16 protein-coding genes are annotated in these 11911 nt (G+C 58.0%); 3 read left to right on the top strand and 13 right to left on the bottom strand.

All coding sequences use genetic code 11. From position 1 onward, the window contains the following. Positions 1 to 74 precede the first annotated feature (74 nt). Positions 75 to 1001: a LysR family transcriptional regulator gene (locus BM132_RS07095; protein WP_047230031.1), complete on the top strand. Its 927-nt coding sequence runs from the start codon at positions 75 to 77 to the stop codon at positions 999 to 1001. A gap of 11 nt (positions 1002 to 1012) precedes the next feature. Here BM132_RS07095 and BM132_RS07090 read toward each other — a convergent pair whose 3' ends face one another. The 3 genes from BM132_RS07090 to BM132_RS07080 form a co-directional block, all read right to left on the bottom strand. After that, a complete protein-coding gene (locus BM132_RS07090) occupies positions 1013 to 1375 on the bottom strand; it encodes a diacylglycerol kinase (protein ID WP_092401036.1) in 363 nt (120 codons plus the stop codon). A gap of 70 nt (positions 1376 to 1445) precedes the next feature. After that, complete coding sequence (erdR, locus tag BM132_RS07085; RefSeq protein ID WP_047230029.1) at positions 1446 to 2099, bottom strand: response regulator transcription factor ErdR; 654 nt, start codon at positions 2097 to 2099, stop codon at positions 1446 to 1448. 223 nt (positions 2100 to 2322) lie between these two features. Continuing rightward, positions 2323 to 3066 carry a tRNA-uridine aminocarboxypropyltransferase gene (locus BM132_RS07080; protein WP_092401039.1) on the bottom strand — a complete coding sequence of 248 codons (744 nt, stop codon included), beginning with the start codon at positions 3064 to 3066 and terminating at the stop codon, positions 2323 to 2325. 181 nt (positions 3067 to 3247) lie between these two features. Here BM132_RS07080 and BM132_RS07075 point away from each other — a divergent pair, with 181 nt between their 5' ends. Beyond that, positions 3248 to 3670 carry a PA3611 family quorum-sensing-regulated virulence factor gene (locus tag BM132_RS07075; RefSeq protein WP_092401042.1) on the top strand — a complete coding sequence of 141 codons (423 nt, stop codon included), beginning with the start codon at positions 3248 to 3250 and terminating at the stop codon, positions 3668 to 3670. Here the strand turns inward: BM132_RS07075 and BM132_RS07070 are convergent, their stop codons facing one another. Further along, positions 3671 to 3865 (bottom strand): hypothetical protein, encoded by a 195-nt coding sequence (locus BM132_RS07070; RefSeq protein ID WP_092401045.1) that lies wholly within the window; start codon positions 3863 to 3865, stop codon positions 3671 to 3673. A 449-nt stretch (positions 3866 to 4314) separates the two neighbouring features. Here BM132_RS07070 and BM132_RS07065 point away from each other — a divergent pair, with 449 nt between their 5' ends. Continuing rightward, positions 4315 to 5433 carry an LOG family protein gene (locus BM132_RS07065; protein WP_092454228.1) on the top strand — a complete coding sequence of 373 codons (1119 nt, stop codon included), beginning with the start codon at positions 4315 to 4317 and terminating at the stop codon, positions 5431 to 5433. A 46-nt stretch (positions 5434 to 5479) separates the two neighbouring features. Here BM132_RS07065 and recX read toward each other — a convergent pair whose 3' ends face one another. The 9 genes from recX to BM132_RS07020 all read right to left on the bottom strand — a co-directional run bounded on the left by recX (position 5480) and on the right by BM132_RS07020 (position 11900). Further along, positions 5480 to 5947 carry a recombination regulator RecX gene (gene recX, locus BM132_RS07060; RefSeq protein WP_092454226.1) on the bottom strand — a complete coding sequence of 156 codons (468 nt, stop codon included), beginning with the start codon at positions 5945 to 5947 and terminating at the stop codon, positions 5480 to 5482. 8 nt (positions 5948 to 5955) lie between these two features. Beyond that, the gene (gene recA / locus BM132_RS07055) at positions 5956 to 7008 is read right to left on the bottom strand and encodes a recombinase RecA (protein WP_047230023.1); all 1053 of its coding nucleotides are present in this window, start codon (positions 7006 to 7008) and stop codon (positions 5956 to 5958) included. An 83-nt stretch (positions 7009 to 7091) separates the two neighbouring features. Beyond that, positions 7092 to 7592, bottom strand: a complete 501-nt coding sequence (locus tag BM132_RS07050) for a CinA family protein (RefSeq protein WP_092401054.1) — start codon at positions 7590 to 7592, stop codon at positions 7092 to 7094. A 70-nt stretch (positions 7593 to 7662) separates the two neighbouring features. Next, a complete protein-coding gene (locus BM132_RS07045; RefSeq protein WP_092454224.1) occupies positions 7663 to 8199 on the bottom strand; it encodes a lysis system i-spanin subunit Rz in 537 nt (178 codons plus the stop codon). Then, positions 8181 to 8744, bottom strand: a complete 564-nt coding sequence (locus BM132_RS07040) for a glycoside hydrolase family 19 protein (protein WP_092454222.1) — start codon at positions 8742 to 8744, stop codon at positions 8181 to 8183. Before BM132_RS07040 ends, BM132_RS07045 begins: the two co-directional genes overlap by 19 nt. 20 nt (positions 8745 to 8764) lie before the next feature. Then, positions 8765 to 9214: a phage tail assembly chaperone gene (locus BM132_RS07035; RefSeq protein WP_092454220.1), complete on the bottom strand. Its 450-nt coding sequence runs from the start codon at positions 9212 to 9214 to the stop codon at positions 8765 to 8767. Then, positions 9215 to 10114 (bottom strand): gp53-like domain-containing protein, encoded by a 900-nt coding sequence (locus tag BM132_RS07030; protein WP_092454218.1) that lies wholly within the window; start codon positions 10112 to 10114, stop codon positions 9215 to 9217. 120 nt (positions 10115 to 10234) lie between these two features. Then, the gene (locus tag BM132_RS07025; RefSeq protein WP_092454216.1) at positions 10235 to 10795 is read right to left on the bottom strand and encodes a tail fiber assembly protein; all 561 of its coding nucleotides are present in this window, start codon (positions 10793 to 10795) and stop codon (positions 10235 to 10237) included. A gap of 7 nt (positions 10796 to 10802) precedes the next feature. After that, positions 10803 to 11900, bottom strand: a complete 1098-nt coding sequence (locus BM132_RS07020) for a phage tail protein (protein WP_092454214.1) — start codon at positions 11898 to 11900, stop codon at positions 10803 to 10805. Positions 11901 to 11911: the final 11 nt, after the last annotated feature.

Below are 11911 nucleotides of genomic sequence, written 5' to 3'. Positions count from 1 at the left end.
TGCATCGCATTCTAATGGCGGCGACAATATCTGTTAAATGAATTATCAAGATAAGGGTTATCGGTTATATAGATATGCGATTTACTCTCCGTCAACTTCAGGTTTTTGTCGCCGTCGCCCAGCAAGAAAGCGTGTCCCGTGCTGCGGGCCTGCTCAATCTTTCGCAGTCGGCGGCCAGCACCTCCATCACCGAACTGGAGCGCCAGTCCAGCTGCCAATTGTTCGACCGCGCCGGCAAACGCCTGAGTCTCAATGCCTTGGGCAAACAACTGCTGCCCCAGGCGGTGGCGTTGCTGGACCAATCCAAGGAGATCGAAGACCTGCTCAATGGCAAGTCCGGTTTCGGCTCACTGGCGGTCGGCGCGACCCTGACCATCGGCAATTACCTGGCGACCTTGCTGATCGGCAGTTTCATGCAGCGTCATCCGGAAAGCCAGGTGAAGCTGCACGTGCAAAACACTGCCAATATCGTGCACCAGGTTGCCCACTATGAAATTGATCTGGGTCTAATCGAAGGCGACTGCAGCCATCCGGACATCGAGGTCCAGAGCTGGGTCGAGGATGAGCTGGTGGTGTTTTGCGCCCCTCAACATCCGCTGGCCAAACGTGGCCAGGCGACCATGGAGGAACTGACCCATGAAGCGTGGATTCTGCGGGAACAGGGCTCCGGCACCCGCCTGACCTTCGACCAGGCCATGCGTCACCATCGCAGTGCGCTGAACGTGCGTCTGGAACTGGAACACACCGAAGCCATCAAGCGGGCTGTGGAATCGGGCCTGGGGATTGGCTGCATTTCACGCCTGGCCCTGCGCGACGCCTTCCGGCGCGGCAGCCTCGTCGCCGTGGAAACCCCGGACATGGACCTGGCCCGGCAGTTTTATTTCATCTGGCACAAACAAAAATACCAGACGTCGGCCATGCGCGAATTCCTCGAGCTGTGCCGGGCATTCACCGCTGGCGTGCAGCGCAGCGACGAAATCGTCCTGCCCCCCATTGCCTGAGCGCCGGGGCGCTAGAGCAAAATCAGGCCCCACACCAAGGCAATCATGGTCAAAGCGACGAACTGAGCGGCACTGCCCATGTCCTTGGCATTTTTCGACAACGGGTGCAGCTCCAGGGAAATGCGGTCGATGGCCGCCTCCACCGCCGAATTGAGCAACTCCACGATCAGCGCCAGCAGGCAGACCGCAATCAGCAGCGCCTGCTCGACACGGCTGACATTCAGGAAAAACGACAACGGAATCAGGATGACGTCGAGCAAGACCAACTGACGAAACGCGGCTTCACCAACGAAGGCCGCGCGTAGGCCGTCCAGAGAATAGCCGGAGGCGTTGAGGATGCGTTTCAGGCCGGTTTGGCCTTTAAAAGGCGACATAAGTGGGTAACTGATCAAAAAGGGGTGGAGAAGCTAATTCAAACCCGGTCAAAAAAGCGTGAACAAGACGCTACGATTGCGGTGAAATGGACTCAAGTTGCTGCAGCAGCAAGGCCGCCTGGGTCCGGGTGCGCACATTCAGTTTACGAAAGATTGCAGTGACATGGGCCTTGATGGTGGCTTCGGACACGTTCAACTCATAGGCAATCTGCTTGTTCAGCAGACCTTCACACACCATGGTCAACACGCGGAACTGCTGCGGAGTGAGGCTGGCCAGCCCCTCGCTGGCGGCCTTGGCTTCGTCGGACACGCTCACTGCTTCGAATGCCTGGGGAGGCCAGGACACATCGCCATCCAGGACCGCCTTGACGGCGACCTGAATCATCTCAAGGGAGCTGGATTTAGGAATGAAACCACTGGCGCCGAACTCTCGGGCCTTGACCATCACCGAAGCTTCTTCCTGGGCCGAAACCATCACCACGGGAATTTGCGGGTATTGGCCGCGCAGCAAGACCAGCCCGGAAAAGCCATACGCGCCGGGCATATTCAGATCCAGTAGCACCAGATCCCAATCGGCCTTTTCAGTCAGCCGGGCCTCCAGTTCCGCAATACTGGCCACCTCCGTGAGTCGGACATCGGGACCGAGCCCCATGGTCACTGCCTGATGTAACGCGCTGCGAAAGAGCGGATGGTCATCGGCTATCAGGATTTCGTATGTGGCCATTTTTCAAATGATCCTGTTTTTAATGGCAGGCCCGATGCACTCACGCCTCGCCCAAGCAACTCAAGATACCGACATGCAGCGGCATCAAAGGGGTACGTTCAACGCCAACACGTAAAACACGGCGTTTCAAACCTTGGCCGTACCCTAATCGGCGCCAAGCATGCCCAGCGAAACCGGGGTGGTCAAGCAGCACGGCCGCTGCCGTGTTGAGTATGCGCCACTATTAGGCCAACACCGGCTTCAATGCAGGAATAAAGGGCTGCAACTCGGCGTGGGCTGGGGTAGACACATCCACTTCCTGCTGCCGTTTGGCCCCCAGATAATGCTGGCTGAACACATCGAAATAGGCATCCAGGGCCGACGCAGCGCCACTGTCCCCAGCCAGCTCCAGACACAATGCCGCCACTTCGGCGGTGCACAGATGCTCGCTGCGAGTCGAGCGGCGCAAGCGGTAGCGCGACAGCCTGTCGGGCAGCAGGCTCAGAATCGGTAAACGGTCGAAATACGGGCTTTTGCGGAAAATCTTCCGCGCCTCGGTCCAGGTCGCATCCAGCAGAATGAACAACGGACGCTTGCCCTGATCGAGGTTGACGGTATGTGTGACCCGCGCTGGCTCGACGTACTCACCGGGAAACACCAGATATGGCTGCCATTGCGGGTCGTTGAGCAGCGCCAGCAGTTGTTCGTCGACGTCAGTGCGTGACCAGATAAACGCGTGATTGTCCCGCACTACGTCGGCAATCAGCCAACCCGTGTTACTCGGCTTGAACACTTCCTTGTTAGTCATGATCAGGCAGACACCCGAGCGAGTCTCGACGCTCGGACGCCAGGCGCACAGGCAATGACTCTCTATCACCCGGCAGGCACTGCAACGGGGGGCGCGCCAGCCACGGGCCTGAATCGGCTTGATACCTTCATCGATGCGCTGGTCGCGCAGACGGGCTACAGCGTTGGGGGCATGGTTCATCACAGGGGACGCCGACAGACAGGAAAACTCGACACGAACAAGACTCGGCAAGATAAAGGCCGGCAGTCTACCAGAGCGCGCAAACCTGTACCCTCCACCCGGCCTCCCCTATAATTTGCCGCCACTGAACGCACAGTCATGTGATCGGTCGAACCACCAGTCACTGAACCAGGAGAGTTTCATGCTGCGCCTTATCGTCCCCACCGTTGCCGTGCTACTGGCGACGTCCGTCACCGCACAGGCCGCTTCGCTGAAAGAACTCGAACTGAACAAGATGCTGCGCAATGTCGCCGCGCAAAGCAGCGCCGGCACGCCCCGGGCAATCAACGAGGACATTCTCGACCAGGGCTACACCGTAGAAGGCAATGAGCTGATCAATCATCTGAGCGTGCAAAGCAGCCACGCCCAAAAAATGCGGGCCGATCCCAAGGCCGTGTATTTCCAGCTGGGCGCCACGGTGTGTACCAACCCTGGCTTGCGCAAGCTGATGGCCCAAGGCGCGACCATGCGCTACGAGTTCACCGAAGTTAAGACCAATCGCCCCATCGCGACTGAGCGCTTCCAGGAATCCGACTGCCCGAAACCGGCCAAGACCAAAAAATAATCAACCCGAACTGGCGCGCCGCTGCTCATCGTCGGCGCGCAGTTCCGCCACCAGCGCCTGCAGGTAGCGCGAGCGCCATGCTCGGCCTTCCAACCGGCGACAGCATTCCTCTTCGAGGCTTACTCGATTAGCCTGAGCCGCTTCCAACAGCGTCAGGTACAACTGCCTGTCGAGCTCCAAAGTTACTCTGGTCATCAGTCCCGCCTCCATGCCCGATCCACTTCAATCCATCGCGCAGCGTCCAGTCCCGGACGCGCCATAGCATTGAATGCTTGCTAATCAGTTAATCAGAGCGGCACGCACCTAGTTGGCAATCTGACGAGCGGCATGACATTTGAGCGGTTGCCAACGATGTTTTTTGAGCGCCATGATCAAGGCAGCGAAGATCCGCGTGAGGGACTAGATTCAAAAGTATCTCTTTGCTTCGGGCAGAACGAGGCTGCCCCACCGACACCTTTGCGCGTGACAGTTCTTTCATACAAGGGAAACGCAGAACCCGCAGGATGGCTTGGTCGCCTGTCGCACCCGCGTCGAACCAGGTCGAACGTCCAGGCACGGTCCTGGGCTGACAACGACACACGGAGTGTCGTGGCCCTGACGAATCTCTCGTTCGGGCTGGGGTTTTGCCAAGAAGGAGAAGCTGAATGCCTTACAAACCGAATGACTCGCTGAGTCGTCATTTTGAGAACCATGGACACGACCTCACCCGCAAGGTCGAAGAGCAACTCAACCTGGTCTCCCCCAACAGCCCGAACCTCCCCATCTACCGCGACATGATCCTGACCGTCCTGCGCATGGCCCAGGAAGATCACAACCGCTGGAATGCCAAGATCACGCTGCAGGCCTTGCGAGAACTGGAGCACGCTTTTCGCACGCTCGAACAATTCAAGGGTCGACGCAAGGTCACGGTCTTCGGCTCGGCCCGAACGCCCATCGAACATCCGCTGTACGGCTTGGCCCGGGAACTGGGGGCGGAGTTGGCACGCTCGGACATGATGGTCATCACTGGCGCCGGCGGTGGCATCATGGCCGCGGCCCATGAAGGCGCTGGCCGGGACCATAGCCTGGGTTTCAACATCACCTTGCCTTTCGAACAGCATGCGAATCCGACCGTTGAAGGCACGCAGAATCTGCTGCCGTTCCACTTCTTCTTCACCCGTAAGCTGTTTTTCGTCAAAGAGGCCGACGCACTGGTGCTCTGCCCAGGCGGTTTCGGCACCCTCGATGAAGCGTTGGAAGTCCTGACGTTGGTGCAAACCGGTAAAAGCCCGCTGGTGCCGGTGGTATTGCTGGATGTACCAGGGGGCAAATTCTGGCAAGGCGCCCTGCACTTCATCCGTGAGCAACTGGAGGAAAACCGCTACATCCTGCCAACCGATATGAAGTTGATGCGCCTGGTGTACAGCGCTCAAGAGGCCGTAGAGGAGATCAATCAGTTCTACAGCAACTTCCATTCCAGCCGCTGGCTCAAACATCAATTCGTGATCCGTATGAATCACAAACTGAACGACCAGGCCCTTGGGCATTTGCAGGCGGAGTTTGCCGATCTGTGCCTAAACGATTGTTTTCATCAACACGCCTACGCCGGCGAGGAACACGACGAGGCCCGTTTCAGCCATCTGACCCGACTGGCCTTTACCTTCAATGCCCGCGATCACGGTCGTTTGAGGGAACTGGTGGATTACATCAACCTGTCGGAAAACTGGGCCCAGCCCGCCACCAAGGTCCAACCCCTCACCTGGGAGCCGATCAAGGTGACCTGAGCCCATAAAAAAACGGCCCGCTATCGAAATAACGGGCCGTTGTTGTTTAGTCGTCCATGCCGCGACCGCTGAATAAACGGTTGATCATTTCCATGGAATATCCTCGATATGCCAGGAAACGTCCTTGCTTGGCTCGCTCCCTAGCATCGATGGGCAAATGCCCTGAGAACTTGCGGCGCCAGGTGTCCGTCAGTTGCGCCTGCCAATCGATACCGCTTTCGCGCAGGGCAAGTTCGATGTCCGGGCGTTGCAAACCACGCTGACCGAGCTCCTCACGAATTCGCAAGGGACCATACCCAGAACGAGCTCGATAAGAGACAAAGCTCTCAAGGTAGCGGGACTCCGACAACAAGCCCTCTTCCGTCAAACGGTCGAGGGCCGTGTCGATCAACTCATCTGGAGCGCCGCGCTGACGCAGTTTACGCGTCAGCTCGACTCGACCGTGCTCGCGCCTGGCGAGCAGGTCCATCGCGGTTCGCCGCACCGCGACGAGGGTATCGAGTACGACGGTCATCGAATCGATCAGATGTCAGCGTCAGCCAGGTCGTCTGCAGTCTCGCGGTTAGCCACCGACTTGACGTCTGCAACTGGGCTCAGAAGCTTGTCACGCAGTTGCTTCTCGAGGGTTGCGGCAATTTCCGGGTTGTCCGCCAGGAACTTGGCCGAGTTGGCCTTGCCCTGACCGATCTTGGTGCCGTTGTAGGCATACCAGGCGCCGGATTTTTCGACAAAACCGTGCAACACACCCAGGTCGATCATCTCGCCATTGAGGTAGATACCCTTGCCGTAAAGAATCTGGAACTCCGCCTGACGGAACGGCGAAGCGACCTTGTTCTTCACAACCTTGACGCGGGTTTCGCTGCCGACAACCTCATCGCCTTCTTTCACTGCGCCGGTGCGGCGGATGTCCAGACGAACCGAAGCGTAGAACTTCAGCGCGTTACCACCGGTAGTGGTTTCCGGGCTGCCGAACATCACGCCGATCTTCATACGGATCTGGTTGATGAAGATCACCAGGCAGTTGGCGTTCTTGATGTTACCGGTGATCTTGCGCAGGGCCTGGGACATCAGACGAGCCTGGAGGCCCACGTGCATGTCGCCCATTTCACCTTCGATTTCCGCTTTGGGTACCAGTGCAGCCACGGAGTCGACGATGATCACGTCAACGGCGTTGGAACGCACCAGCATGTCGGTGATTTCCAGGGCCTGTTCACCGGTGTCCGGCTGAGAAACCAGCAGGTCATCGACGTTAACGCCCAGCTTGCCGGCATATTCCGGGTCCAGGGCGTGTTCGGCATCGACGAAAGCGCAGGTCGCACCGGCTTTTTGAGCCTGGGCGATCACGGACAGGGTCAGCGTGGTTTTACCGGAAGACTCAGGACCGTAGATTTCAACGATACGGCCTTTTGGCAGACCGCCAATGCCAAGCGCAATGTCCAGGCCCAGGGAGCCGGTGGAGATGGAAGGAATAGCCTGACGGTCCTGATCGCCCATACGCATTACGGCACCCTTGCCGAATTGACGTTCGATCTGACCCAAGGCCGCAGCCAAGGCTTTCTTCTTGTTGTCGTCCATTAAAGTCCTCACGTAATCAATAAGGCCTGACGGCCAACACCTGTATAAGTAGCCAGTATTATTCCACAGCGATTGAGGATCGCCTACCCCTGATTTGAGATTTCTGCGGCGGCATGTTGCAACAGCCCCTCTAGCGCGGCCTTCACCGTTTGTCGGCGGACTTCGTCGCGGTTGCCGGCAAAGAATCGCTGCTCGCTGACAACCGTGTCACCAACGCCCCAGGCCAGCCACACCGTACCCACCGGTTTGTTCGGCGAGCCACCATCGGGGCCGGCCACGCCGCTGACCGCTACAGCAAATCGCGCCAGGCTTTTTTGCTGCGCCCCCCGCACCATGGCCTCCACCACCTCGCGACTGACCGCCCCCACCGTTGCAAACAGCTCGGCCGGCACATCCAGTTGCTGAGTCTTCTGGCGGTTGGAATAGGTGACATAACCCGCCTCGAACCACGCCGAACTCCCGGGAATACGAGTGATCGCCTCGGCAATCCCGCCTCCGGTGCAGGACTCGGCCGTGGTCACATGGGCATTGACCCGCTGCAGGCGCCGGCCCAGTTCAGCGGCCAGCTCGGTGATGTCATCCATGATGCTCTCCTGATTCGATGCAATGGGCCCTACCGTACACGAGCATGCCAGGCTTGCAAGGCTCGCCGGATCACCGCCCCAATGCCCTGACGTAGGCCTGACAGGCCTGCAGAGCGATCAATCCGCGATCCCCTTCGTCGGTGATGGCGACAATTCGTTGAGCATGCGCCGGGTCAAGTCGGGCGCGTAGGGGGCCATGATCCACGCCGCCGGCGCCGGCGGTGGCAGGCACTGCACAACCGGCGGCAACATCGTCGGCGTCGAGGAGGACTGACAGCCGGACATCGGCAGTAGCAAGACGATCGCGCAAGCGATCCTGATCACGTTGGGCATCGCTCAAGGCTCGGTAATGGGATTGTTCGCTGGCGGAAAGTTGCTGTTCCAGGGCCAGACGCTTGTCTTGCTCGGCCTTTTGTTGAATAGCCGCCGCCTGGGTTATTTGATTCAACATCTGCGCCTGGATCTGGGCCGTTTGCGCCAGTTGCCGCTCATAACGCCACGTCTGGACTTGCCACGCCAACATCGCCGGGCCGCCGGCCACCAACGCCAGCAACACAGCGACGCCAAGGGTGCGAGAAGAAACAGGCATCAAACCAAAGGCTGACATATCACCGCCCTCGCCCGCGCCCAGAGTTGCAGGCGATCCTGCAAGCCATTCAAACCACCGTTGATGCGCCGGGTGATGCTGTTGAACTGGTCACGATCAGCCAGTTCGTTCAAACCGTTCTGATTCCAGAACCAGGCGGCAGACTCAGCCGCCCATTGCGGTTTCTCCAGCAGTTGCGGCAATGCCAGCAATCGCTCATCGCCAAACAAACCCAGACTGCAACGCCGATAATTGTCGCGCCCGGTAATCTGAATCAGCCCGCGCCCCCGATATTGCTGACCGTCGCCGTCGGCCTGGGGTGTATTGCCCAAGCGAACGGCCAACGGCCCCGTGTCGTACTTACTGAGATATTGATCACCGCCGAGTTCGCGTACATGGCGCAGTTGCCCCGATTCATGGCCAACCTGGGCCAGAAACGCGGCAATGCGTTTGGGCGTGTCGATACGATGGCTGGACATGGCGCTATTAAGAGCCGAAACGAAAACGCCCGCTTGAGAGCGGGCGTTGGGCATGATGGTGAGGAGTTGTTGTTGGGTGACTTCCATAGGTCAGTTCATCGAAGGCGTTATTGAAGTTGCTCGGTCAGCCAGGGTGGCGCGACCGGACGATATTCAGCAGCAGGAAAAAGCTCATCCTGTGGCCAGTCCCTGAGGGCGCGACGGTAGGCCTGCAGTTGTGTGTATTGCGTCTGGTCCAGTGTGGTGCCGCTACCGTCGTCCATTTCATCGCGATCCCGCGCGACGAGACGGTCCGTCGCCGAGAGCTGGGCATTGCGCCACGCATACTCGTTCTCAGCAGCTTGGCCTGACGTCAGAGGAGGTGGATCTACAAGGATGGGATAGCCATTGTCGGGGTTGGCTGAAACGCGCTTGGGCGACATAGCAAGTTGCTGAAGTAGCGATAGCCAGTAAGCCCTAGGGATTTCAATCACATCGTTCGGAATATCGGAAACATTGATACCGGGAACATATGCTCCGCAGGTGCTTGGACTGAACAATAACGTGAGGTCATTCATTTAATAACCCTTCGCAAAATATGTAATGTGCCATCCAGCATTCATGTGCCCTGAATAGTCTCTAACCTTCAAACGCACCCCCTGCCGTGAGCCGGTCCCAGCCACCATAATCACCATGGCTACATCACCACCCACATGGTTCGCTACGACTGACACAAAAGCATTGGGGAATGAGATCGGAAACGTAACGAACACTTCTCCGTTGGCGTCGGTTGTACCGTAACCCCACTGATCGATATTTCCGCTCGCGTACTTTTGATAACCCGGATTACCCTGCTGACCTGAAAACAACGACGTATACTTCAGAAGAACAGTGCCACCGATCAACCGCCATTGATTGTCCAGCTTGACGAATTCCGCTGTTTCACCACGGCTCAGATCGATAGGGCCAAGAGCTGAGGATGACGGCCCTAGTGTATCGGCAGCCGAGGCCGTCGATAGGGTGACCACGCCGACACCAACGTTAATAAGTGTCAGCGTCGCCCCATGCATGATTCCGGTAGTGCCAGGCAGCGTGACGCTGATCGGCGTAGCACTGGCAAAACTGACGGCTCCACCGATGTGCGCCAGTGTCAACGCGGTATTGGTTGCGTACGCAGCAAAGCCGGAATACTGCAGCCCGCTACGTCTCACGAACTCCGTGGTGGCTACGGACCCGTCACTGTCAAACTGCGCGGCGGTGGTAAATAACCCGTTGCCACGCAATGCCGTCAACAGTTGATTGCTCAGTTGTTCCGAGGGCGTCAGTCCGGCGGCTTGAATGACATTGAGCAACTCCTGCGTGACACCATTGCCCCAACTGGCGGGGATCAAAGATCCCGGCGTCCCGGTCAAGGGATCCTCATCCACAAACCTGCCATTCACCAAACCCGCACTGGGCACACTTCTTGGATAGTCCACGTTGTCCTCCCTTGATATTCAAACGGCCAAAAAACAGGCAATAGAAAACTGCGCCTGTTGATTCGCCCAACAGAGCCCGGAAAAAATTGAGAAGGTTTAAGCGGTTCGGTCCGTGGCGCTTTAAGCCGCAGACTCAGGCACGACCGGCCAGTTGATGTCGGTTGGAAAACCGGTTTGGTGCTGGATACGGTTTAACTCGACGCAGTAGAGCTTCCACTCCATCAGGGCCAGTTGTTCCTGGTCGCTGGCGTCGCCGATGTCTTCGGCATATTGGAAAGGAGCGACTTTCTGAACGGCTTCGCGCAGCAATTTATCGCGCTTCGACAGGGCTTCGCGCTTGAGGTCGGCCAGCTGCAGCATCTCGTCAAATACCCAGGTGGTATCGCGCCATACATAGTAATTGCCCGGCCATGGTTCGGCTGTGTACATGTCCGGCAATTGGCCGAACTCGGTCCACTCCAGATGAGCGCCGTTGTCCTTGCGATAAACCGAACCGCGCCAGTCCACTATTTCTCGTGGAACGCCGTTCACCATGACCCACGAATGATGCTCTTGAGCGGTTGGAAGCTCGAAGGATAGTTGAATACCGTTACCGGGGATTTGAATGCCCATACCGGGCGTTACGAAAAGCTCTACCGGGCCAGATAGAACACCGGAATCATCGAACATATAAATAAACATAATTACCTCAGATTAGCTTGATTCGGGCGGGATAGGCGATGTTTCTGGGGCGAGTTTCGGTACCGAAACTCCCGATATTCCCCACCGAGGTGCCACTGGAATAGGCCGGGTTGGGAAATGTCGTACCGAGGCTGCCTGACACAGGGGCAGCATTAACGTCATGCGCCAAGTCCCAGACGCTGTCAGGAATACTGGGAGCTGGACGCACAGCACTGCCTGAGCTGGTTGGCAAGAAATGGTTATGACTTTCCAAGGCATCCGCCTGCCAACTACCTGCCAGGCGGTTGACATCCACCCCGCGAGCCTCATCCAGCACGCGCAAGAATTCACCACGAATATCCGGAAGCCGAAAAGTCGTCGCCCCGTCACCGCTGGTCCACGCGCCCTCGTTCCCTCCTCTGGAGCCCTCCGTCACTAACGCACCGGACGATTGCGCGTAATCCCACAACCACGGCCAATCGCTGCGCACCAGCAAATTTCCATTAAGCACCGCATACCCACCGGGAATGACCTGACGCGTGCTCTCAAAGGAAATACGCCCCAGCGCCGTCGCATCGAACCGTCCCACCGGCCACCAAACCCCAGTTTCATCACTGCGCAGATGCCACCAGTCACCGCTGCCCATCAGCACCAGAAACGGATAACCACTGGCCGCCAAATGAGTATGAAAGCGAATTCTGTCGCTACCGGAGGCCCGTACCGTCAGACGGTTACCACTGTTATCCACACGCCGCACAATCACATCGCGAACACCGAGCGCCGCATTGGCCGCCGGAAGCGTCACTGTGTTCGCGCCAGCACTGGCATCAATCAGCACCAGACCTAGTTCCTCGGCCGTCAGCACTTTTGAAGCTGTTAAGCGCGTAACAACCGAACGCATCGGGCTGCTACGCCCGAGAATAGCCTGCAACGCCTTGATCAACTGCCCGGTGTCCGCTTCAGACGGTGTAATGCCTGCGGCGGAGATCACGCCGAGGATTTCCTGGGTAACGCTATTGCCCCAGACCGCCGGAATCAGCGATCCAGGAGTGCCCGCCAACGGATTTTCATCTACAAACCGGCCGTTCACCAGCCCGACGCTGGGAACGCTTTTTGGATAGTCCATCTCTCTATTCC

The sequence above is a fragment of the Pseudomonas sp. NFACC45 genome (assembly GCF_900113505.1).
Lineage (GTDB): Bacteria > Pseudomonadota > Gammaproteobacteria > Pseudomonadales > Pseudomonadaceae > Aquipseudomonas > Aquipseudomonas tehranensis.
This window is presented reverse-complemented; position numbering and strand designations above follow the sequence as displayed.